Origin of the sequence: Diaphorobacter caeni, assembly GCF_015354245.1 — a bacterium.
In the GTDB taxonomy this organism is placed as follows: domain Bacteria; phylum Pseudomonadota; class Gammaproteobacteria; order Burkholderiales; family Burkholderiaceae_C; genus Diaphorobacter_A; species Diaphorobacter_A caeni.
Window position 1 is genome coordinate 1 of record NZ_JADKYZ010000006.1, and the last position, 21,589, is coordinate 21,589.

At 62.7% G+C, this 21,589-nt stretch carries 20 protein-coding genes and 2 tRNA genes; 9 read left to right on the top strand and 13 right to left on the bottom strand.

From position 1 onward, the window contains the following. Positions 1–598 precede the first annotated feature (598 nt). The 10 genes from ISG32_RS15290 to ISG32_RS15335 form a co-directional block, all read right to left on the bottom strand. Positions 599–674: transfer RNA gene (locus ISG32_RS15290), tRNA-His, on the bottom strand. A gap of 78 nt (positions 675–752) precedes the next feature. After that, positions 753–2,660: a SurA N-terminal domain-containing protein gene (locus tag ISG32_RS15295; RefSeq protein WP_194771905.1), complete on the bottom strand. Its 1,908-nt coding sequence runs from the start codon at positions 2,658–2,660 to the stop codon at positions 753–755. Between the two features lie 374 nt (positions 2,661–3,034). After that, positions 3,035–3,110, bottom strand: a tRNA-Val gene (locus tag ISG32_RS15300). 15 nt (positions 3,111–3,125) lie between these two features. After that, a complete protein-coding gene (locus ISG32_RS15305) occupies positions 3,126–3,398 on the bottom strand; it encodes an HU family DNA-binding protein (protein ID WP_043387285.1) in 273 nt (90 codons plus the stop codon). Between the two features lie 312 nt (positions 3,399–3,710). After that, entirely contained in the window at positions 3,711–4,280 is a 570-nt protein-coding gene (gene pgsA, locus ISG32_RS15310) for a CDP-diacylglycerol--glycerol-3-phosphate 3-phosphatidyltransferase (protein WP_194771906.1), read from the bottom strand. 90 nt (positions 4,281–4,370) lie between these two features. Continuing rightward, on the bottom strand, positions 4,371–6,401 hold the full coding sequence (gene uvrC, locus ISG32_RS15315; RefSeq protein ID WP_194771907.1) for an excinuclease ABC subunit UvrC: 2,031 nt from the start codon (positions 6,399–6,401) through the stop codon (positions 4,371–4,373). 63 nt (positions 6,402–6,464) lie between these two features. Further along, positions 6,465–7,385 (bottom strand): ZIP family metal transporter, encoded by a 921-nt coding sequence (locus ISG32_RS15320; RefSeq protein ID WP_194771908.1) that lies wholly within the window; start codon positions 7,383–7,385, stop codon positions 6,465–6,467. 49 nt (positions 7,386–7,434) lie between these two features. Continuing rightward, positions 7,435–8,073, bottom strand: a complete 639-nt coding sequence (locus ISG32_RS15325; protein WP_194771909.1) for a superoxide dismutase — start codon at positions 8,071–8,073, stop codon at positions 7,435–7,437. 32 nt (positions 8,074–8,105) lie between these two features. Further along, complete coding sequence (locus ISG32_RS15330; protein WP_194771910.1) at positions 8,106–8,606, bottom strand: hypothetical protein; 501 nt, start codon at positions 8,604–8,606, stop codon at positions 8,106–8,108. Beyond that, a complete protein-coding gene (locus ISG32_RS15335; RefSeq protein ID WP_194771911.1) occupies positions 8,603–9,049 on the bottom strand; it encodes a DUF2325 domain-containing protein in 447 nt (148 codons plus the stop codon). Before ISG32_RS15335 ends, ISG32_RS15330 begins: the two co-directional genes overlap by 4 nt. A 597-nt stretch (positions 9,050–9,646) precedes the next feature. On the opposite strand from ISG32_RS15335, the gene ISG32_RS15340 reads away from it, so the two are divergent. After that, positions 9,647–9,859: a TOBE domain-containing protein gene (locus ISG32_RS15340; protein WP_194771912.1), complete on the top strand. Its 213-nt coding sequence runs from the start codon at positions 9,647–9,649 to the stop codon at positions 9,857–9,859. A 30-nt stretch (positions 9,860–9,889) separates the two neighbouring features. On the opposite strand, the gene tsaA is transcribed toward ISG32_RS15340, so the two are convergent. Both tsaA and ISG32_RS15350 read right to left on the bottom strand, forming a co-directional pair. Further along, positions 9,890–10,384, bottom strand: coding sequence for a tRNA (N6-threonylcarbamoyladenosine(37)-N6)-methyltransferase TrmO (gene tsaA, locus ISG32_RS15345; protein ID WP_407645066.1), 495 nt, complete (start codon positions 10,382–10,384; stop codon positions 9,890–9,892). Positions 10,385–10,389: 5 nt separating this feature from the next. Next, positions 10,390–11,538 (bottom strand): methanobactin export MATE transporter MbnM, encoded by a 1,149-nt coding sequence (locus ISG32_RS15350; protein WP_228529854.1) that lies wholly within the window; start codon positions 11,536–11,538, stop codon positions 10,390–10,392. A 156-nt stretch (positions 11,539–11,694) separates the two neighbouring features. On the opposite strand from ISG32_RS15350, the gene ISG32_RS15355 reads away from it, so the two are divergent. Continuing rightward, on the top strand, positions 11,695–12,642 hold the full coding sequence (locus ISG32_RS15355) for an SMP-30/gluconolactonase/LRE family protein (RefSeq protein WP_194771915.1): 948 nt from the start codon (positions 11,695–11,697) through the stop codon (positions 12,640–12,642). A 136-nt stretch (positions 12,643–12,778) separates the two neighbouring features. Here the strand turns inward: ISG32_RS15355 and ISG32_RS15360 are convergent, their stop codons facing one another. Continuing rightward, on the bottom strand, positions 12,779–13,150 hold the full coding sequence (locus tag ISG32_RS15360) for a hypothetical protein (RefSeq protein WP_194771916.1): 372 nt from the start codon (positions 13,148–13,150) through the stop codon (positions 12,779–12,781). 274 nt (positions 13,151–13,424) lie between these two features. On the opposite strand from ISG32_RS15360, the gene ISG32_RS15365 reads away from it, so the two are divergent. From ISG32_RS15365 to ISG32_RS15395, 7 genes are all read left to right on the top strand, one after another. Further along, positions 13,425–14,510 (top strand): metallophosphoesterase, encoded by a 1,086-nt coding sequence (locus tag ISG32_RS15365; protein ID WP_194771917.1) that lies wholly within the window; start codon positions 13,425–13,427, stop codon positions 14,508–14,510. Positions 14,511–14,567: 57 nt separating this feature from the next. Then, the gene (locus ISG32_RS15370; protein WP_194771918.1) at positions 14,568–15,968 is read left to right on the top strand and encodes a sensor histidine kinase; all 1,401 of its coding nucleotides are present in this window, start codon (positions 14,568–14,570) and stop codon (positions 15,966–15,968) included. Between the two features lie 267 nt (positions 15,969–16,235). After that, on the top strand, positions 16,236–17,327 hold the full coding sequence (locus ISG32_RS15375; RefSeq protein ID WP_194771919.1) for a hydrogenase small subunit: 1,092 nt from the start codon (positions 16,236–16,238) through the stop codon (positions 17,325–17,327). Between the two features lie 32 nt (positions 17,328–17,359). Beyond that, complete coding sequence (locus ISG32_RS15380; RefSeq protein ID WP_194771920.1) at positions 17,360–19,216, top strand: nickel-dependent hydrogenase large subunit; 1,857 nt, start codon at positions 17,360–17,362, stop codon at positions 19,214–19,216. A 317-nt stretch (positions 19,217–19,533) separates the two neighbouring features. Continuing rightward, positions 19,534–20,130 carry a HupE/UreJ family protein gene (locus tag ISG32_RS15385; RefSeq protein ID WP_194771921.1) on the top strand — a complete coding sequence of 199 codons (597 nt, stop codon included), beginning with the start codon at positions 19,534–19,536 and terminating at the stop codon, positions 20,128–20,130. A gap of 26 nt (positions 20,131–20,156) precedes the next feature. After that, the gene (cybH, locus tag ISG32_RS15390; protein WP_194771922.1) at positions 20,157–20,894 is read left to right on the top strand and encodes a Ni/Fe-hydrogenase, b-type cytochrome subunit; all 738 of its coding nucleotides are present in this window, start codon (positions 20,157–20,159) and stop codon (positions 20,892–20,894) included. 5 nt (positions 20,895–20,899) lie between these two features. Continuing rightward, positions 20,900–21,574, top strand: a complete 675-nt coding sequence (locus ISG32_RS15395) for a HyaD/HybD family hydrogenase maturation endopeptidase (RefSeq protein ID WP_194771923.1) — start codon at positions 20,900–20,902, stop codon at positions 21,572–21,574. Positions 21,575–21,589: the final 15 nt, after the last annotated feature.

Here is a 21,589-nt window from a genome sequence, read left to right on the forward strand (position 1 = left end):
ATGAACGGGGGAATGAGGGGTTGCAGTTGTTGCCACAACTCTTTGCTGATGGGGGCTCGGGACATGAGACTGTGAAGCATAAATGCTTTTGGAGCCCTCAAATTGAAGTTGTGTTAGCCGCTCTAAGACTAGGGTTGCGTTGGTGATGTGTAGGCTCAAGCCCCGGCTTTCTCGCGGCGGGACTGACCTTTGTACGATCAAGCTCGCAACAGAGCCCAAGAAATGATCGGAGTCCACACATCGAAAAAGACGCACTAGGCGAGTACACGGCGCGCTTCAGGAACGAGCATTGTGAAGCCCTGAGTTTCTCGGCCAGCTTTGTCGTCGGAGGGATTCGCCGCACGGCGAAGGCTCGCAATATGCAGCACGACCCCGAGGCGCAGGCCAACCGGCTCAAGCTGCTGCATGGGCAGGTGAGGGAGTGAGCCGTGGAGTGAGCGTTACTTAAACCACTCAGCCTGGGGCGTTTGCCCCGATGGATAACGCTGCAAGAAATTGCATCTTGCAGGGCGGAAAAGCAAAAAGCCTTCGTGATTTCCCACGAAGGCTTTTTTATTTCCCATTGCTACCTTTTAAGTAGCATAAGAACTAGTGTTCTTGGGGTGGCTGATGGGGCTCGAACCCACGACAACAGGAATCACAATCCTGGACTCTACCAACTGAGCTACAGCCACCGTAGTGCAGACTTGAATTATAACGCGATATTTCTGTCTGTTTTGAGAACTTCGAAGTTTTTTCTTGCTTTGATCAATTTACTCTGCGCTGGGGCGGGGTACCTTGATCTCGGCCTTGAAGTGCTGCTTGAGCAACTCGTAGTATGCCATAGCTTCGACCCCTGACCAGACTTGCGTGTACTGTTGCTGCTCTTTTTGATAGGTGGCTGCATCCTGCGCTGCGCGCGGCACGATCTTGTCGATCTTGGCGACCGCATAACCAGCGGCGCCGAGGTTCACGCCGACCCATGTGGGCAGGTTGTCGATGGGTGCCTGCAGCACGGCGTCGAGCACGGCGCGGGGCTGGTCATGCGCCTGTTCACGCGAGACGGTGACAGGTGCGGACAGGCCGGTGGCCGATGCGGGGGCGGCCTTCCATGCGGCGAGCTTGGCATCGCCATCCTGACGCGCCATTTCGGCCGCCTTGTCGGCGGTGTAGAAGGCCTTGGCTTGAACCTTTGCCTGCTCCCAGGGGATGGTCATCGCGGGCGAGTACTGGGTCACGCGGCCGGCGGCGAGCATGCTGGGGCCGACTTCGACGGCTTCCGTCGAGCGCTTGTTCTGCAGCGAGTCCTGCGCGAACAGGGCTTCCAGGAAGCGGGCGTTGGCGAGCGGGCCTTGCGTTTCGGGGCCGGGGACGCGGGCCACGTTGGCCACCGTCTGCAGCTTGAGCTTGAACTTGTCGGCCACGGCCTTGAGGTTGTCGCCCTGTTCGTAGACGGTGTTGGAGAAGGTGTCAGCCATTTCGGCGAACTTGCGCTGTGCCTGTTGATCCTTCAGATCGGCTTCGAGCTTGGGGCGCAGTTCTTCGAACGAAGGGCGGGGAGGGGTTTTCACATCGGTCAGCATGATGATGTGGAAGCCGAAATCGGATGCCACGACATCGCTGATGTCGCCCTTCTTGAGCGCGTAGGCGGCTTCTTCGAAAGGCTTGACCATCGAGCCGCGCGAGAAGAAGCCCAGATCGCCACCGGACTTGGCGGAGCCTGGATCTTCGGACTCCTTCTTGGCGACGTCGGCAAAGCTGCCGGGGTTCTTGCGCACTTCCGCCAGGATGGCTTCGGCCTTGGCCTTGGCCTTTTCGCGGTCGGCCGATGATGCGTCCTTCGATGCGCTGATCAGGATGTGGCTTGCGCGGCGTTCTTCCTTGCCGGACAGGCGCTCGAGGTTTTCCTTGTAGTAGGTGCGCAGGTCTTCTTCGTTCGGCACGATGGTGGCCTTCACGGAGTCGAGATCGAGCACGAGGTACTCCACGGAGGCTTGCTCGTTCTGCTGGAAACGCGGTGCGTTGGCCTTGTAGAAGGCTTCGACATCGGCGTCGGAGGCGGTGACCTTGGCGGTGTAGTTGTTGGCGTCGAAGCGCGCGACCTGAATCTCGCGGCCTTGCCACACGGCATCCATCGCGAGCTTCACTTCAGGCACGGTGCTGAAGGAGGAGGTCAGCACGCCGCCCATCACCTGGTTTACCGACAGGTCATAGCGCACTTGATTCTCGAAGCCTTCGGGCGTCAGGCCTTGGGCGCCGACGAGCGCCTTGTAGGCCTCGCCATCGAGCGTACCGTCGGGCTTGCGAAGCGCGGCGATCTGCGGAATCTTCTGCAGTTCGCGGGCCAGGCGCACATCGGTGGTGGCGAAGTGCATGTCGCGCGCGGCGGTCTCGTACACCTTGTCGCGCACGATGCGCTCGAGCGTTTCGTACTTGGCTTGCGGCGAGTCGAGCAGCTTGCTGTCCATGGTTGGATTCTGTGCACGCAGGCGATCGCTCGCCTGACGGTGTGCGGCATCCCAATCGGCTTGGGTGATGTCCTTGCCATTCACGCGCGCCACGACCGGGCTTTTTTCGGTGAAGTAGTTCTGGTTCACACCGACGAGAATGAACGAAGGAACGATCAGCAAGACCAGCAAGAACATCACTATCTTTGAGTGCTTGCGGATGGCTTCAAACATGGTCAGTCAATCTTTCTGGCAACAAAAGAAAAGGCGAACCTTGCGTTCGCCTTAGCTTGGGCGGGGTGGCAACGTTGTGCGGCAAGGATTTCCGTCGGGTCGTCGTGACCCTCTTGGTCGGAGCCCGTGCGAACCGATTGCCAGCAGCAACCACCAACGAGGCTTGTCGTCCAACACGGACGGCAATCGAAAGATTGTACCTTTTCGTTTGCGGATTTCGTCGCCTTGCTCTCTCGCAAACCACCAGAGGATGCAGTGCCAATGCGTTTTCGCCACGAGGAGTGCCGCTTGCGGTGCCAGCACGGTTGCAAAACGTGCAGGCGCAAAAAAACCACCGGAATCGCTTCGGGTGGTTTCTTCAGGAGGGGATCTAGTGGTGGGTGCTAACGGGGTCGAACCGCTGACCTACGCCTTGTAAGGGCGCCGCTCTACCAACTGAGCTAAGCACCCACTTCAATCAACCTGTCAGTTCAGAGCATCCTTCAATGCCTTGCCTGGACGGAACTTTGGCACTTTTGCTGCCTTGATCTTGATTGTATCACCGGTACGGGGGTTGCGACCCGTACGAGCTGCACGCTTGCCCACTGCGAAAGTGCCGAAGCCGACGAGCGACACCGTGCCACCCTTTTTCAGCGTCTTCTTGACCGCGTCGATCGTGGATTCCAGAGCGCGCGCTGCGGCGGCCTTGGAGATGTCAGCGTTGTTAGCAATGTGCTCAATCAGTTCGGTTTTATTCACAAGGAACCTCTCGCAAATGAGTGGATGGAATTAGTTCGTTCTTGCATACCTGGAGGGAGTTTTCTGTTGCCGCCTTGTGGCAACTCATCAGTCTGAAAGAAAGACTGCGTGCTCAACAGATTGCTGTTCCAGATTAAAGCTACCACGTTCGTCGGTGTCAATACAGACAGCCGCTCTGCAATAGCATGGATGGGAATTCTAGTCGTATTTTTCGCTGGTTCTCAGGCTTGTTGAAGCTTTTGCCGCGCAAAAGCGCATGCAGCCTTCATGTGGTTGACTTGGATGCAACACATGTAGCGATATTGATGTTTGCTACTTGACAACGCGGGCGCGAATTTCCGGCAGCGCTTTCTGCAGGTAGTAGACCATCGACCAGACGGTCAGGATCGCGGCGATCCAGATCAGCCAGGTGCCCCACACGCCGGTGTCGATGACGCCGAAGAGCTTGTCGTCATATAGAAGAAACGGAATCGCGACCATCTGCACGGTGGTCTTGAGCTTGCCGATCATGTGGACCGCGACGCTCTTGCTGGCGCCGATCTGGGCCATCCACTCGCGCAGTGCCGAGATGGCGATCTCGCGGCCAATGATGATCAGCGCGACGAACACGTCGGCACGCTGCAGATGCACCAGAACGAGGAGGGCGGCGCAGACGAGGAACTTGTCCGCGACAGGATCGAGAAACGCCCCGAAGGACGATGTCTGATTGAGCTTGCGGGCCAGATATCCGTCGAGCCAGTCGGTGATCGCGAAGGCGATGAACATCACCGTCGCGATCAGGTTCTTGGTCTGCAGCTCCAGCGGTGCGGAGTACACCCCCACGATCAAAGGGATCGCGACGATGCGCGTCCAGGTCATTATGGTGGGGATAGTGAAAAACATGGGGCGATTGTGTCATGCAAAACAAAGCCCTGCCAGCAACCCCAGCCGCGGGGCGCGAAACCGGGCCGGATTCCACGTTTCCCGCATGAATCAGCGCAACGCGCGGTAGATTTCTTCGGCGAGATCGCGCGATATTCCTTCGACGGAAGCCAGATCTTCGACGCTTGCGTCACCCACGCCGCGCACGCCGCCAAAGCGCTGCAGCAGCCGGGCGCGCTTCTTCGGGCCGATGCCGGGAATGTCTTCCAGCCGGCTGCCGCCCACGCGCACCTTGGCCCGCGCCGCACGCATGCCGGTGATCGCGAAACGGTGGGCTTCGTCGCGGATCTGCGCGACCAGCATGAGCGCGGCCGAGTCCGTGCCGAGATAGACCTTCTCGCGGCCATCCGCGAACACGAGTTCTTCGAGGCCGACCTTGCGACCTTCGCCCTTTTCGACGCCGACGATGCGTGAGACGTCCAGCCCGAGGTGCTCGAACACTTCGCGCGCCATGCTGACCTGGCCTTTGCCGCCGTCGACCAGCACCAGGTCGGGCAGGCGCGCCTGGCCTGCCGCGACCTCGGCGCCACCGGCCTCGCGCTGCGCCTCGGCCACCTTGCTGTAGCGGCGCGTGAGCACCTGCCGCATGGCGGCGTAGTCGTCACCGCCGGTGATGCCCTCGATCTTGAAGCGGCGATATTCGCTGCTCTGCATCTTGTGGTGATGGAACACGACGCAGGAGGCCTGCGTGGATTCGCCCGCCGTGTGCGAGATGTCGAAGCACTCGATGGTGAGCTGGTCCAGATCCTCGGCCTCGAGGTCCAGCGCCTCGGCCAGCGCACGGGTGCGCGCCTGCTGCGAGCCTTCTTCGGACAGCAGCCGCGCGAGCTGGATGTCGGCGTTCTTCTGCGCCATCTCCAGCCACACGCGCCGCTGCTCGCGTGGCTGGTTGACCGCGTGCACGCGCACACCGCTTTGCTCGCTGAGCGCATCGAGCAGCACCTCGTCCACCGGCTCGCTGACCAGCAGCGTGGGGGGCACGGGCACATGCAGATAGTGCTGGGCGATGAAGGCCTCGAGCACCTGCTGAGCGACCGGGCGCTGCTCGGTTTCGGGCGCTTCGTGGGTTTCGTGTGTTTCCTGGTCAGTCGCCTCGACGTCCTTTTCGGCGCGATAGATGGCTGTCGCGTCTTCCACATGCGTGGGAAAGTAGGCGCGGTCGCCGAGATGCCGACCGCCGCGCACCATCGCCAGATTCACGCATGCGCGGCCGCCATGCACCTTCACGGCCAGAATGTCCACGTCCTTGTCGGAGACCGTCTCGATCGCCTGCTGATGCAGTACGCGCGAGAGCGCCGTGATCTGGTTGCGGATTTCGGCGGCCTGCTCGAATTCGAGCTTCTCCGAATGCGCCATCATGCGTGCCTCGAGCTGCTGCAGCAACTCCTGCGTCTCGCCGCGCAACATGGCCTCGGCGTGGCCCACATCGACCGCGTAGGCCTCCGGCGAAATCAGATTGACGCAAGGCGCGGTGCAGCGCTTGATCTGATAGAGCAGGCAGGGCCGCGTGCGGTTGGAGAAAACCGTGTCCTCGCAGGTGCGCAGGCGAAAGACCTTCTGCAGCAGCAGAATGGTTTCCTTGACCGCCCAGGCACCAGGATAGGGGCCGAAGTAGCGATGCCGCTTGTCCACCGCGCCGCGGTAATAGGCGATGCGCGGAAACTTCTGTCCCGCTGCGGAACCCGTGCCATCCTTGGCGGCCACGCCGGTGATCTTCAGATAGGGGTAGCTCTTGTCGTCGCGGAACAGGATGTTGTACTTGGGGTTCAGCGACTTGATCAGATTGTTTTCCAGCAGCAGCGCCTCGGCTTCCGAGCGCACCACCGTGGTCTCCAGCTTCACGATCTTGCTGACCATGTGTCCGATGCGCGTGCCGCCATGGTTCTTTGCGAAGTAGCTCGACACGCGCTTCTTCAGATTGCGCGCCTTGCCCACGTAGAGCAGCGCATCCTGCGCATCAAAATAGCGATACACGCCCGGCAGGGGCGGCAGCGCGGCGACCTGGGCCAGCAGTTCGGCGGAATGCGGTTCTGGCGCTGCGGGGGCGGCGGGATCGGCAGGAGTGGAGGGCGAAGACGACATGTGCGTATTGTCATCGCACTTGCGCCGTCGTGCTTCAAGCGGACGGGCGCGGTCAGAGCGCCGTCAGAGCGCCGTGTCCAGCACCATCATCATCACGAATCCGGTCATCAGTCCGGCGGTGGCGTGTGCTTCATGTCCCTTGCGGTGTGACTCGGGAATGATCTCGTGGCTGATCACGAACAGCATGGCTCCCGCTGCAAATCCGAGTCCCCATGGGAGGAGGAGGATGGAGTTGCTGATCATCGCCGCGCCGATCACCGCGCCCAGCGGCTCGACGAGTCCCGAGAGCACTCCCAGCAGAACCGAGAAGCCGCGTGAATAGCCGACCGCCAGCAGCGCGGAGGCCACCACGAATCCTTCGGGTACGTCCTGAATGGCGATGCCGATGGCCAGCGCGTTGGCGCGCAGTCCTTCGTTGCCCGCATATCCGACGCCGATGGCAAGCCCTTCGGGCAGGTTGTGCAGCATGATGGCGATGACGAACAGCCAGGTGCGGCGCAGCTTGCGGGCTGACGCGCCTTCGCGCCCCTTGATGAAATGCTCGTGCGGCAGCATGCGGTCCAGTGCCAGCAGCGCCAGTCCGCCCAGCAGAATGGCCGCACCCACGATGCCGCCGGCGCCCCATGCGTTGCTTCCGGCAAGGGGCGTGGAGCGGGCGGCTTCCAATGCCGGCATCACCAACGAGAACGCACATGCTGCAAGCATCACGCCCGCGCCAAAGCCGAACAGCGTGTCCTGCACGCGCTCCGATGGGCGCTGCGCGAGCAGCACCGGCAGCGTTCCAAGCGCGGTCGCCAATGCGGCGATGCTGCCGCCGATCAGCGCGCTGCGTGCGGCCTGCTGCTCCTGTAGCGCATTCCAAAGGAACATGCACGCAGCCAGCGCGCCGAGCATGCAGATCGCGAGTCCGACGCAGGTTTTCAAGCGCAACGGCGACCTCTCCTGAGGCGTGTTGGAGTGAAGCGAAATCTCTTCGATCAGCATGTCCGTTTCCTCTTTTTCCATGGTGCGTGCGCTTGCTCGGACGGGCGCGTCACTTCGCGGCGAGAGTCCTTGTGGCTGCGGCGTGGCGGCGCGCCACCTCCGTCCAGTCGATGACGTTGAAGAACGCCGCGATGTATTCGGGACGGCGATTCTGGTACTTGAGGTAGTACGCGTGCTCCCAGACATCGAGGCCCAGAATCGGCGTGTGGCCGGAGGCGATTCCGGGCATGAGCGGCGAGTCCTGATTGGCGGTGCTTTCGACCGCGAGCTGACCGGCAGCATTCACCGTGAGCCAGGCCCAGCCGCTGCCGAATCGGGTCAACGCCGCCTTGGTGAATTCCGCACGAAATGCATCCATGCCGCCGAGGTCCGTATCGATGGCCTGTGCCAGCGCGTCGGTGGGAGCGCCGCCGCCCGTGGGCGACATCACCTGCCAGAACAGGCTGTGGTTCGCATGCCCGCCGCCGTTGTTGCGCACGGGCGCGTGCAGCTTGTCGGGAAGCGAGGCGATGCGTGCAATCAACTCATCCACCGGCAGCGCCGCGAATTCGCTTCCTTCCAGCGCAGCGTTCAGATTGTTCACATAGGTCTGGTGGTGTCTGGTGTAGTGGATCTCCATGGTCTGGGCATCGATGTTCGGCTCCAGAGCGTCGTAGGCATAGGGCAGCGGGGGCAGGGCATGTGGCATGGTGAAAAACCGATTGAGGTGAAAAAGGGGAATCAATGCAGCGACGTGCTGTGGTGAGGGCCGATGTGCGGCACCGAACGCGGAAGCGCATCGGCGTCATGCGTGGCGTCGCTCGGCTGTGCGCCCTGTGAATTCAGCGCGGCCCACGTGTAGCGGATGTGGTGGCAGGCGGCCAGACGCATGGCCTCGGATTCGTCCTCGCTCTGCATCAGTGCGACAAGCCGGTGGTGCGCGCAGCGCAGGCACTCTGCGGCCTGTGCCTTCTGGTCCATGGCTTCCAGGCATTCGGCGAGATTCAGATGCGCGACGACGAAGGCCGCGAGGCGATCGTCGTGCGTCACCTCGATGCTGCCTGCATGCCTGAACAGCAACTGGTGCGCCACGCGCAGCGCCTGCTCATGCCATGCGAGGGCGTGCGCGACGCATTGCGTCTGGCGCGCATCGTTGCCCTCCAGCGTCAATCGCCGCCATTCAGCCAGCAGGGCGCTGGCGGTTGATGGCGAGGTGCTTGAATGGGGGTGAATGGTGCTCATGTGATCTCCTTGATCTCCTTGTCATTCCAGAATGACGTGGCCAGTTGCTCGGTCTCGCCCGATGGATGCACGCGCACGATGCGCAGCGCCTCGGGCCGCTCGATCAACACGCAGGCCTTGCCGGTGCGCTTGCAGTGGTCCTCGACACGCCAGAAGGAATCGTGCGAAACGCAGCCCGTCTGGCAGATCACGAGATCGGCCGCGTGCAGGCTGCTTTCGAGCCGGGCTGCGGCCATGCCGGTGATGTCTTCGGTGACCGATTCGTCAACAAGCGATGCGCCTGACGCACCGCTCATGCCCTTGAGCCCCCAGCGTTCGAGCGTACGCTGCAACTGCAGCCGCTCCTCGCGCTCCCACGCCAGCAGGCTCTCGCGCGCCACGAGCCGCGCACGCGTTCGCATGAGCTCGCCGCGCAGGCGCTCGATTTCCAGTTCATGCGTCATTGCGCTCTCCGTGCAGCGACCCTGCAGTGCGCCGCATCGACGCAGCAAAATCCCGTGCTCAAGCACAAGCTGATGGATGTCTTCGTCGCGGTATGACACGATGCGCTCGCCTCCAAAGTCTGATGCTCCTGCTGATTCACGGGTGTTGAACGCAGCGATGTGCTTCATTCATTGCGAGTATTTTAAATGAGAATGGTTATTATTCAATAAACCATGCGAGCGGCACTGAATTGAAAGTGAGAGGGGGGGAGTGCATCACGCCGAAGAGGGGCGTAAAGGTGCGCTGTGTCGTGAGGCGCGAGAGCTGGCGCGGGATGTGGACGAAAAAAAGCCAACGGACCCGTTGGGACCCGTTGGCTGAACCACGATGAAAAAGAACCTTGGAGCAATTGTTGCGATTGCGCCGGATGCCAAGTATATCCAATATTGAGAACGATTCTCAATTCATTTCAAAAAATCCACGGATTGCTTGTCGAGCGACCGGAACGTTGCCCGCTTGGGATGTGCTGCAGTCTGTCCCGGCGGTTGGATGGGCGTATATTGACTAACCCTTGGTTGAGGGGCATGTTCATTTCCGTTTTCTATCTGGAGTCCATCATGAAAATCAGTGCACGCAACGTTCTCAGCGGCAAAGTCGTTTCCATCGTCCGAGGCCCCGTCTCCACCGAGGTCACGCTGGAGATCGCACCCGGTCTGCAGATCACGTCAAGCATCACCACCAACTCGGCGGACGCGCTCAAGCTCAAGGAGGGCTCGAAGGCATACGGCGTGATCAAGGCGTCGTCGGTGATGATCGGCGTGGACGACTGAGCGCGCCACTGTTCATGGCGCGCCGCATGATCATTTCATCCGGTCATCGGACAGCGTTGACGGCAGACGCTCAAGTCCCTGCCTGAACCAGCCGATGCGGTCCGTCCGCCGCACATCGAGCTCTGGCACATAGGGCTTGATGTCCAGCACTGGAGTGCCGTCCAGCATGTCGTTGCCCGCGAAGTGCAGCGTCGAGCCGTCGACGCTCAGCAGCCGCACGATGGACAAGCCGATGCGGTTGGGCCGCGCGGGAGCGCGCGTGGCGAACACGCCGTGGCTCTGCGTGTCCATGAAGGGGACGACTTCCAGCTTTTCCGTGGCTTGGTGCAGATGGGTCAGCACGATCAGGTATTCAAACCCTTGGATGTCGCGCAGGCCCGCAGCGAACTCTTCATGGATTTCGAGCCGACCCTGCACGTCCATGGCCGCGACGGTCTGTATCGGCATGCCGCTGGTGGATTGGAAAGGGCTGCGCACCACGCCGATGGGGCGCAGCTGGATGGTCTCGGTCGTGGATGTCATCATCAAGCTCAAGGTGCGGAAAGGGCTGCATTCGTCACGAAGCCGGTGTCGGTCAGTGTCTTGAGAAAAGCGACGAGATCGGCCTTGTCCTGCTCGTTCAGCTGGATCTGCGAGACAAGCGGGTCCTTGTAGGGATTGAGTCTGCCGTCGCCTGCGTAGAGTCCGTTGCCCACATCGCGCCCGCCCGCCGCGTAGAAGTCGAGCACGGCCTCCAGCGTGCCGATGCTGCCGTCATGCATGTAGGGCGCGGTGAGATCGACGTTGCGCAGGCTGGCCGCGCGGAACTTGCCCATGTCGCTGGCGATCTTCGTGATTTCGAACACGCCGCGATTGGGCTCGGGATAGGCTCCGGTGCCACCGATGTTGAACAGGCCCGTGTTGTGAAAGGCGGGGCTGCTTTGAATGCTGGTCGCCGTGCTGAACTGATCGTTGAAGTTGGGGCTTCCGTGGCACTGCGAGCATCGGGCCTGATCACCGAAGAACAGCTTCATGCCGCGCGCTTCCTGTTCGTTGAATGTGAGCTGTCCGGCCACCTGCCTGTCGTAACGGCTGTCAGCGGAAATCAGCGTGCGCTCAAATGATGCGATGGCCTTGATGATATTGTCCCAGCTCACCGGATTGGCCTGGCCTGCAAACGCCGCCTTGAAGCGCGGTGCATAGTTTGCATCCGACTGGAACCGGGCCAGCACTTCGGCCCGGTTGGTGTCGTTCACACCCAGTTCCACGGGGTTGGTGCCGAAGATCGGCGTGAGCATCTGGTGCTCGAGCGTGCGTTCATTGGGATTCGCCCAAGTGAGCGTGCTGTTCCATGCCACATTGGCCAGTGGCTGGGAATTGCGCGGATGCACTTCGCCGGTTGAACCCCGCGAGAGCGCACGGCTGTCGGTGAAGGCGCTTTCCTGCGTATGACAACTGGCGCACGACTGCGTGGCGTTGCCCGACAGGCGCACATCGTGGAACAGCGCGCGTCCCAGCGCCACCTTGGCGGCGCTCATCGGGTTGTCGGCGGGCACGTCGGGCGGGTTGAATCCGGCAGGCAGATTCCATTGCCATGCTTCCGTTTCCGGTGGAGTCGTTTCGGACGTCGCGCCTGACGAGGACGAGCCGCCACCGCCACAGGCGGGCAGAACGAGCGCGGCCACCAGTGCGGTCGTCAACGCGGCGATCAAGCGCGCGGGGAGACGCGCTTTGCGAGCGCCATGCGCGCAAGGAAATGTGTGATGGGCAGTGTGCATGTGGTTGGGTGGGTGTGGCTTATTCGTTATTCCAAAATATAATAGCGCTTTATCCACATTGAAGATCACGAGGAGACTATGCATTCCAGTTCTGCAAAGCTGCACCGTTCACGTTGGACTTCCGGCCTGCGCCGCATGTTGCTGATCGGCCTTGCGTCGGCGGCGGTGACGCTGACCGCATGCGGGGGAGGAGGGGGGAGCGTGGACCGCGGACCCTCGACGCTGACGGTGTCCGCCAACCTCAATGGTCTGTATTGGGACAAGTCGCAAGAGCGCCTGTTCGTGACGGATGACGCGGCCAACAACATCCGCGCCTGGGATGGCGGAACGCAATTCACGCAGTACGCGGCGTTGCCCGCTGCGCCCGCGAGCGGTGCGACGCTAGGCCAGCTCACCGGAGCCGCCGACGGCACGCTGTATGTGACGCGCTTTGGTTTCGGCACCGACGGTGCCGTGGTCGCGGTTCCAAAAACCGGCAATGCCTACAACCTCGGCGGCACGGATGCTCTGCGTCGCCGCATCGGCATCACGACCACGCCAGACGGTGCGCTGCTGGACGGCTGGTTCATCAAGGGTGGGTCGGGGGCGGTGAGCGAGCTCGCATTGAGCGGATCGACCGCCAGCGAACGTGAATTGATCACCGGACTCGGCAAGCCCGTGGGGCTGGCGGTGGTGGGTGATGCGATCTATGTGAGCGACCAGAACACGGGCAACATCCTGTCCTATTCCCTTGCCAAGGTGCGCGCCACGCCTGCCACGCTGGCGGACGGCAAGGTGATCGCGACCTTCACCACGCTCGACGGCATCGATTTGATGACTGCAGCGTCGGACGGAACGCTGTTCTTCGGCGGCTCGGGCGGCAAGCTGTTTCGCATTTCTCCCAAGGGCGAGACCAGCGTGATCGCCAGCGGTTGGCCCAAGATCAAAGGCGTGGCCTATGACGAAAACTATCGCCGCCTGTTCGTGGCGGTGTCGGCAGCGGACGCCAACAGCGCGGCCAGCGTGCGCATCGTGCCGGTGGATTGAGCAAGAGCGGTTCGCTCGGGAGCGCTGAAATCAGGCGCCCAGCGTGTTCGATGCATCCAATGGACCAGCGTGAGGTGGCTTGGTCTGACGAGGTTACAGCCGCTACCAGCAGCCGTGAGCCGTTGCCGCTGCGGCGTCAACCCGCAGCGCCCTGCGGCAGCAATCCTTGCGGCGTCGAGCCCGGCGTGGCGTCGTCCCGTTTGGTCGCACGCGGGGTGATGCGGTGCACCTGGGCGGCGGCTGAGTCGGCTTCGGCGCTGGAGGGGGCGTCCGTGGCTGAATTGGAGGCGCTTGCCTGCTTGCTCACGGCGCTGCGGCCCGCGAGCTCTTCGGAGACCACGGCCATTTCAGCCTGGAGGCGGCGGGCGCGTTCCCGGTACATGGTGGCCAGCGCGGCGTGGTGTTCTGCGGCGCTCTCGTGTTCCAGTGCGGCCATGCGGGCTTCTTCCAGACCGCTCTGGATGCGGCGCATGTAGACGATGGTGGGGTTCATGAAGCGCTGGAACATGGTGGTTTCTCCTCGGTCGCGACGACAACGGAAGTGCTGCGTACCGTGCTTCCTATGATGACGCCGCGCGGCGGGTTTGGCGTCGGACAAATTCCCTACTTTTCGCGCGCAAGGGTTTTTCACAAAGTGCGCCAGAGGGAGTCTGAGCAATGTTGTTTCAAATCGCTCAAAATGTTGCATCTGTAGATCACCTGTTTGGCTGAACCCGTCCGTTTGCGGGGCATGTGGCCGGCCGGAGCGGGCGGTCGCGTTTGCTGACAAAATCCTTTGCATCATGAGTCTGATTCAAGCTTTGCCGGAAGGTCCGCTGGACATCATCGGCGACATCCACGGCGAGTTTTCCGCGCTGACGCAACTGCTCCACCACCTGGGCTACGACGCTGACGGTCATCACCCCGAGGGCCGCACGCTGGTGTTCGTGGGTGATTTCTGCGATCGCGGGCCGGACAGTCCGGCGGTGCTCGATCTGGCCGCACGGCTGATCGAGTCGGGCCGCGCGGTGGCGGTGCTCGGCAATCATGAGATCAATCTGTTGCGCGAAGATGTCAAGGACGGCTCGGGCTGGTTCTTTGACGAGCGCGTGCAGCGTGACAACGCCAAGTACGCCCCTTATCACCGCCCGGATGCGGCGCAGCGCGAGCGCATCGTGCGGCTTGTCGCGGGGCTGCCGATTGCGCTGGAGCGCGCCGATCTGCGGGTGATCCATGCAGCATGGCAGTCCGAGCAGATCGCCATGGCGCGCGCTTTGCCGATGGGCTCGGTGCGGCGTGAATACGACCATTGGGAAGACGAAGCCGCACGTCAGGCCCACGAGACGCATCTCGAGGACCGGATGAAGGCAGAGCGCGTGCTCTGGCCGCACGATCTGGAAGATGGCGAGAAGAAGCCGCCGTTTCTGCCAGCGCACGCCGAGAATGAATCCAACAAGCAGATGCTCAATCCGCTCAAGGTGCTGACCTCGGGCGTGGAGCGCAAGGGCAGCGATCCGTTCTTTGCGGGCGGCAAGTGGCGCTTTGTGGAACGCGTGGGCTGGTGGGACGACTATGCCGAAGGCGTGCCGGTGGTCGTGGGCCATTACTGGCGGCGGCTGCATTCCATTGACCGCGCGCAGATCGGCAAGGGCGATCAGGATCTGTTCGCCGAGATCGCGCCGATGGCCTGGCATGGGCAGCAGGGCAATGTGTTCTGTGTCGACTTTTCGGTGGGCGCGCGCTGGAGCGCGCGGCTCAAGGGACGGCCGCCGGAGCGCGATTTCAAGCTGGCCGCGCTGCGCTGGCCCGAGCGCGTGCTGCAGTTTGATGATGGCGTGGTCCTGCCGACCGAGGGGTTTGGCGTAGAGCGCATCGCGCAGACGGCCTGACGCGCGTTGGGAGGGCCCGCCTACAATCGGCCATCTCCCTCATTCACTGCGCTGACCATGGTTCCTGAACGACTCTCCGCGAAGAATCTGCTGCGCGAATCCGGTCTCGATGAGGACGACTCCGCGCTGCAGGCGCCGCTTGCCGGCGCGGTGGACGAGGCGGTGTGGATGGACGTCATCCAGAAGATGGATGAGGTGTACTCCCAGCTCATCGACGATGAGGTCGAGCTCGAGAAGAAGAACGCCGAGCTCGAGCAGTCGCAGCAGTTCGTCTTCAGCGTCATCTCGGCGATGTCGGATGTGCTCGTGGTCTGCGACGCGCAGGGCCGGATCGAGCAGACCAACGCGGCGCTCAATGATCTGGTGGGGCGTGATGAAGACGCGCTGCGCGGCACGCCCTTCGTTGATCTGCTGGCGGATGCCGACAGCGTGCAGCGCGTGCGTCAAGTACTCGCGCAGACCCGCGCGCAGCGCAGCGGCCAGGTGCTGGAGCTGCAGTTGCGCGATGCTGGCGCGGCCAGCGTGCCGGTGGATGCCAACTGCACGCCGCGCATCGACCACAACGGCCGCCATGTGGGCACGGTGCTGGTTGGGCGGCCGACGGCGGAACTCAAGCGGGCATATCAGGAACTGCGCAGCGCGCACGACGCCTTGAAGCGCGCGCAGCAGCAGCTCATCCATTCCGAGAAGATGGCCTCGCTGGGGCGGCTGGTCGCGGGCGTGGCGCATGAGCTCAACAATCCGATCAGCTTCGTGCTCGGCAATGTGCACGCGCTGGACCGCTACACCCAGCGCCTGTCGAGCTATCTGGCCGCGGTGCACGCGCACGAGCCGCCCGCGCAGCTCGAGGCGATGCGCAGAAAGTTGCGCATCGACCACATGCTGGCCGACCTGCCGTCACTGATCGAGGGCACGATGGAGGGCGCGCAGCGCACGACGGACATCGTCAACGGGCTCAAGCGGTTTTCGGCGATGGACCCTGACGCGCGTGCGAGCGTCGACCTGATCGAGGTGGTGGAGCGCGCGATCCACTGGATTCGCAAGGGCGTGACCACCGCGTTCGAGCTGCATTGGGACGAGCGCGTGCCGTGCCACGTCACCGGCAGTGGCGGGCAACTGCAGCAGGTGATGATGAATCTGCTGCAGAACGCGCTCGATGCCGTCGCGGCGACGCAGTGTACGCCGGTGCTGCATGTGTCGATCACGCGGCGCGACGGGCATGCGGTCTTCACGCTGCGCGACAACGGAGCGGGGATCGCGCACGCGCATCTCACGCGCATCTTCGATCCGTTCTTCACCACCAAGCCCGTGGGCCAGGGCACGGGGCTGGGGCTGTCGATCAGCTACGGCATCGTCGAGCAGCATGGCGGCACCCTGTCCGCGCAGAATTCGGAGCAGGGCGGCGCGGAGTTCGTGGTCGAGCTGCCACTCGCGCAAGAGGCGCCACCCGCATCCTGAAACGGTGGAAGTTTTCTTTCCGCTTGCGCATGCAAACCGGATGACCGGCTTGCGAATCTCGCTTCTTCTTGCACTCAGGGTTAACGCGGGTTTTGCAGGTTTTGACTTGGCGCAAGTCGCAGAGAAAACGCACGCAAGCCCGTATCACAACACATCATTTCGCATCGAAAAAAAACCATCGCGAGATATGTGCAAACGCACATGGGAACTGGCCCGGCTATTGCATTGACATCGGCAGATACGTCCAAATAACAGGAGACGACCCCGATGGAAACGTTTTATGAGGTGATGCGCCGCCAGGGCATCTCCCGCCGCAGCTTTCTCAAATATTGCTCGCTCACCGCCACTTCGCTGGGTCTGGGCGCATCCTTCGTGCCGCAGATCGCGCATGCGATGGAGACCAAGCCGCGCACGCCGGTGCTGTGGCTGCATGGTCTGGAGTGCACCTGCTGCTCGGAATCGTTCATCCGCTCGGCGCACCCGCTCGCCAAGGATGTGGTGCTGTCGATGATCTCGCTCGACTACGACGACACGCTGATGGCCGCCGCCGGTCATCAGGCCGAGGCGATCCTCGAAGAGATCATGACCAAGTACAAGGGCAACTACATCCTTGCGGTCGAGGGCAATCCTCCGCTCAATCAGGACGGCATGAGCTGCTTCCAGTCGGGCAAGCCGTTCATCGAAAAGCTCAAGCATGTGGCCAAGGACGCCAAGGCCATCATCAGCTGGGGCTCGTGCGCGAGCTGGGGCTGCGTGCAGGCCGCCAAGCCCAACCCGACAGGCGCGACACCGGTCCACAAGGTCATCTTCGACAAGCCCATCATCAAGGTGCCGGGCTGCCCGCCGATCGCCGAGGTGATGACCGGCGTGATCACCTACATGCTGACCTTCGATCGCATGCCCGAGCTCGACCGCCAGGGCCGCCCGAAGATGTTCTACAGCCAGCGCATCCACGACAAGTGCTACCGCCGCCCGCATTTCGACGCGGGCCAGTTCGTCGAGTCGTTCGATGACGAATCGGCGCGCAAGGGCTACTGCCTCTACAAGGTCGGCTGCAAGGGCCCGACCACCTACAACGCCTGCGCCACCACGCGCTGGAACGAGGGCACGAGCTTTCCGATCCAGTCGGGTCACGGCTGCATCGGCTGCTCGGAAGACGGCTTCTGGGACAAGGGCTCGTTCTACAACCGCCTGACCGACATCCACCAGTTCGGCATCGAGGCCAACGCCGATCAGGTCGGTGGCTACGCGGCCGGTGCCGTGGGCGCGGCCGTGGCGGCCCATGCGGCGGTCTCGGCCATCAAGCGCGCGGCGCACAAGCAGGACGACCAGCGCAGCGCGGCCGTCGACACCCACTGACATCACAACGACAAGAACAAGGAGGCACCGACATGGGCGCCATCGAAACTCAGGGCTTCAAGCTCGACAACACGGGCCGTCGCATCGTCGTCGATCCGGTCACACGCATCGAAGGTCACATGCGCTGCGAGGTGAACGTCGATTCCAACAACGTGATCCGCAATGCCGTGTCCACAGGCACGATGTGGCGTGGCCTCGAGGTGATCCTGAAGGGCCGCGACCCGCGCGACGCCTGGGCGTTCGTCGAGCGCATCTGCGGCGTCTGCACGGGTTGCCATGCACTGACCTCGGTGCGCGCGGTGGAGGATGCGCTCGGCATCACCATCCCGAAGAACGCGTACCTGATCCGCGAGATCATGGCCAAGACGCTGCAGGTGCATGACCACGCCGTCCATTTCTATCACCTGCACGCGCTGGACTGGGTGGATGTGGTGTCGGCGCTCAAGGCCGACCCCAAGAGGACGTCCGAGCTGCAGCAGATGGTGTCGCCATCGCACCCGCTCTCTTCGCCAGGGTACTTCCGTGACATTCAGAACCGCCTGAAGAAGTTCGTGGAGAGCGGTCAGCTCGGCCCCTTCATGAACGGTTACTGGGGCAGCAAGGCGTATGTGCTGCCGCCCGAGGCCAATCTGATGGCGGTGACGCATTACCTTGAAGCGCTCGACCTGCAGAAGGAGTGGGTGAAGGTGCACACCATCTTCGGCGGCAAGAATCCGCACCCCAACTACCTCGTGGGCGGCGTGCCGTGCGCGATCAACATCGACGGCACGGGAGCGTCGGGCGCGCCGATCAACATCGAGCGCCTGAACGTTGTCGAGGCCCGCATCCGCGAAATGATCGAGTTCAACAAGAACGTCTATCTGCCCGACGTGCTGGCCATCGGCACCCTGTACAAGAACGCGGGCTGGTTGTATGGCGGGGGCCTTGCAGCCACCAACGTGATGGATTACGGCACCTACGAAAAGGTGATGGGGAGAAGCGAGACGCAGCAGCTGCCGGGCGGCGCGATTCTGGATGGCGACTGGAGCAAGATCCACCCAGTGGACGTGCGCGATCCGGAACAGGTGCAGGAATTCGTTTCGCACAGCTGGTACAAGTACGCCGACGAGACCAAGGGCCTGCACCCATGGGACGGCGTGACCGAGCCGAATTTCGAACTGGGCGACAAGACCAAGGGCTCGCGCACCAACATCCAGGAGATCGACGAAAGCGCCAAGTATTCGTGGATCAAGTCACCGCGCTGGCGCGGTCACGCGATGGAGGTGGGACCGCTGTCGCGCTACATCCTCGGCTATGCCCATGCGCTGCAGGGCCACCAGTACAGCCAGCGCGTGAAGGAGCAGGTCGACGACGCGGCCGCCGCCATCAACAGCGGTCTGCCCAAGGCGCTTGGCCTGCCCGAGACACAGCTTTCGCCCAAGCAGATGCTGCCGTCGACGATCGGCCGCACGCTGGCGCGCGCGCTCGAGTCGCAGTACTGCAGCGAGATGATGCTCGACGACTACAAGGAGCTGATCGCCAACATCAAGGCGGGCGACACGAGCACGGCGAACGTCGAGAAGTGGGATCCGTCGACCTGGCCGAAGGAAGCCAAGGGCGTGGGCGTGGTGGCCGCGCCGCGCGGGGCGCTGGGGCATTGGATCCGCATCAAGGATGGGCGGATCGAGAACTACCAGTGCGTCGTTCCCACGACCTGGAACGGGAGCCCTCGGGATGCGAAGAATCAGATCGGGGCGTTCGAGGCGTCGCTGCTGAATACGCCGATGGTGAATCCGGAGGAGCCGGTGGAGATTCTGCGGACCTTGCATTCGTTCGATCCTTGTCTGGCTTGTTCCACGCATGTGATGAGTCCAGAGGGGCAGGAGTTGGCGAAGGTGACGGTACGGTGAGGTTTTGCTCCCTCGCTCGTTTGTGGGGGAGGGGGCTTTTTCCTTCTGCCGGGTGGTGGCTTGCGGAGGCCGGGACTGCCCCCGGCTGGGCAGTCACTTTTTGCTTGCGCGCAAAAAGTAACCAAAAACGCGCTGTGGGATCGGGGGCACGCGGCAGAACTCACTGCGCGCTGGCGCGCTCCGTTCGGACAACCGCCGCGAGTCAGGTGGGAAGAGGTGTGTTCGGCACTTTGCTTCGCTCGTGCCTTTATGGGGAGCGGTGGTGGGGTGTTGGGGTGTTGGGGTGCTGGGTGGTAATTTTTATGGGAATTGAAGAGATGTCGTTCAACAAATCAAACGCACGCCGTGCGGCTTTCATCTTGTTGGCTTTGGTGGCTGGGGCTGCTCAGGCGCATCCGGGGCATGGGGAAGAGGGCTTTGCCTCCGGGCTCGTGCATCCGTTTCTGGGGCTGGATCATTTGCTGGCGATGGTCGCTGTGGGAACCTGGTCCTGCATCGCCATGCCCGGTGCCAAGCGCGTCGTGGGGCCGTTGGTGTTTCTGGCCTTCCTGGCGGCGGGGGCGTTGCTCGCGCCTGTGGTGAGCATCAGCATGACCAGCGTGGAAATCGGGGTCGCGTTGAGTGTGGCGCTGTTTGGCGCGTTGATGCTGCTGGGGCGCAATCTGAACAGTCTGGCGGGGCTCGCCATCGTCGGTGCCGCAGCGTTTCTGCATGGCATCGCTCACGGCAATGATCTGCTCACAGGCGAGCCTGCGATGGCGATGATCGGCGGCATGTTGCTGGGATCGGCCTTGCTGCATGGCGCGGGTTATGCCGTGGGGACGCAGCTGCTGAATGCGCCGCGCTGGGTGAATCGTGCGATGGCTGCGGGGCTGGGGATGTCGGGCTTGGCGATGCTGGTCACGCGGTTCTGACGGATTCGACAACAAGGAGACAAGCCATGGCGCAATCAGCTCAAGCAGACCCCCATCTCTCCGGCGAGGAGCGGCGTGATGCGGCGGAGTTGGCGAGCAGTCGTTCGCTGAAATCGGTCTATGTGTACGAGGCGCCCGTGCGCCTGTGGCATTGGGTGAACGCATTGGCCATCACGGTGCTGTGCGTGACGGGGTATTTCATCGGCTCGCCGCTGCCCACGCAGCCGGGCGAGGCGATCCACAATTACCTCATGGGCTACATCCGCTTTGCGCATTTCGCGGCGGGCTACGTGCTGGCGGTGGGGCTGCTGGGGCGCATCTACTGGGCGCTGGTGGGCAACCACCATGCGCGCGAGTTGTTTTGGGTGCCGCTGTTCACGCGCTCGTTCTGGAAAGAAGTGCTCGGGATGCTCAAGTGGTATGCGTTTCTCACGGAACGCCCCGGCAAGTACGTGGGACACAACCCGCTTGCGCGCATGGCGATGTTCTTCGGATTTCTGATGCTCACGCTGTTCATGGTGGTCACCGGCTTCGCGCTGTATGCCGAAGGCGCGCAGCGCGATTCGTGGCAGGACAAGCTGTTTGGCTGGGTGATCCCGCTGTTCGGCCAGTCGCAGGACGTGCACACCTGGCATCACCTCGGCATGTGGGCGCTGATCTGCTTCGTGATCCTGCATGTGTACGCGGCGATCCGCGAAGACATCATGGGCCGCTCCAGCGTGGTGAGCACGATGGTCTCCGGTCATCGCACCTTCAAGGATTGAGCACCATGGGCCATGCGGAAGTGATCGCGCAGGACCGTGACGGCGGCATCCAGGGCGACGGAGACAACCGTGCACAGGACAGCATCTGCGTGCTCGGCATCGGCAATGTGCTCTGGGCCGACGAGGGCTTCGGCGTGCGCTGCATCGAGGCGCTGCAGCAGCGCTATCAGTTTGCCGACCATGTGCAGCTCATCGACGGAGGCACGCAGGGGCTGTATCTCGTGCAGTTCGTGCAGGCGGCGTCGCATCTGCTGATCTTCGATGCGGTGGACTACGGGCTTGAGCCCGGAACGCTGCATTGCGTGGCGGATGAGGAGGTGCCCAAGTTCATGGGCGCCAAGAAGATGAGTCTGCACCAGACCGGCTTTCAGGAAGTGCTGGCGCTCGCGCAGCTGACCGAGCGCTATCCGCAGAAGGTGCTGCTGATCGGCTGCCAGCCGCAGGAACTCGAGGACTACGGCGGCAGCCTGCGCCCCGTCGTGCGCGCGGCCATGGACGCGGCTCTGGCCAAGGGCATTGCCGTGCTCAGGGAGTGGGGCGCCGATCCGAAGCCTCGCACCCGTCCGCTGGATACCCGCGAGGCCGTGACGTTCGCCGAGCTGGGCCTCACCCGCTATGAAAGCGAAAGGCCGGATGCGGACGCCGCATGTCGCATGGGCGATGAACGCTTCATGCCTTGAGTGACCCCTTGGGCG

Excerpts from the sequence above, each read along its gene's own strand:
- ISG32_RS15295 (WP_194771905.1), bottom strand. The coding sequence starts at position 2,660 with ATGTTTGAAGCCATCCGCAAGCACTCAAAGATAGTGATGTTCTTGCTG.
- pgsA (WP_194771906.1), bottom strand. The coding sequence starts at position 4,280 with ATGTTTTTCACTATCCCCACCATAATGACCTGGACGCGCATCGTCGCG.
- uvrC (WP_194771907.1), bottom strand. The coding sequence starts at position 6,401 with ATGTCGTCTTCGCCCTCCACTCCTGCCGATCCCGCCGCCCCCGCAGCG.
- ISG32_RS15320 (WP_194771908.1), bottom strand. The coding sequence starts at position 7,385 with ATGCTGATCGAAGAGATTTCGCTTCACTCCAACACGCCTCAGGAGAGG.
- ISG32_RS15325 (WP_194771909.1), bottom strand. The coding sequence starts at position 8,073 with ATGCCACATGCCCTGCCCCCGCTGCCCTATGCCTACGACGCTCTGGAG.
- ISG32_RS15330 (WP_194771910.1), bottom strand. The coding sequence starts at position 8,606 with ATGAGCACCATTCACCCCCATTCAAGCACCTCGCCATCAACCGCCAGC.
- ISG32_RS15335 (WP_194771911.1), bottom strand. The coding sequence starts at position 9,049 with ATGACGCATGAACTGGAAATCGAGCGCCTGCGCGGCGAGCTCATGCGA.
- ISG32_RS15340 (WP_194771912.1), top strand. The coding sequence starts at position 9,647 with ATGAAAATCAGTGCACGCAACGTTCTCAGCGGCAAAGTCGTTTCCATC.
- tsaA (WP_407645066.1), bottom strand. The coding sequence starts at position 10,384 with ATGATGACATCCACGACCGAGACCATCCAGCTGCGCCCCATCGGCGTG.
- ISG32_RS15355 (WP_194771915.1), top strand. The coding sequence starts at position 11,695 with ATGCATTCCAGTTCTGCAAAGCTGCACCGTTCACGTTGGACTTCCGGC.
- ISG32_RS15360 (WP_194771916.1), bottom strand. The coding sequence starts at position 13,150 with ATGTTCCAGCGCTTCATGAACCCCACCATCGTCTACATGCGCCGCATC.
- ISG32_RS15365 (WP_194771917.1), top strand. The coding sequence starts at position 13,425 with ATGAGTCTGATTCAAGCTTTGCCGGAAGGTCCGCTGGACATCATCGGC.
- ISG32_RS15370 (WP_194771918.1), top strand. The coding sequence starts at position 14,568 with ATGGTTCCTGAACGACTCTCCGCGAAGAATCTGCTGCGCGAATCCGGT.
- ISG32_RS15375 (WP_194771919.1), top strand. The coding sequence starts at position 16,236 with ATGGAAACGTTTTATGAGGTGATGCGCCGCCAGGGCATCTCCCGCCGC.
- ISG32_RS15380 (WP_194771920.1), top strand. The coding sequence starts at position 17,360 with ATGGGCGCCATCGAAACTCAGGGCTTCAAGCTCGACAACACGGGCCGT.
- ISG32_RS15385 (WP_194771921.1), top strand. The coding sequence starts at position 19,534 with ATGTCGTTCAACAAATCAAACGCACGCCGTGCGGCTTTCATCTTGTTG.
- cybH (WP_194771922.1), top strand. The coding sequence starts at position 20,157 with ATGGCGCAATCAGCTCAAGCAGACCCCCATCTCTCCGGCGAGGAGCGG.
- ISG32_RS15395 (WP_194771923.1), top strand. The coding sequence starts at position 20,900 with ATGGGCCATGCGGAAGTGATCGCGCAGGACCGTGACGGCGGCATCCAG.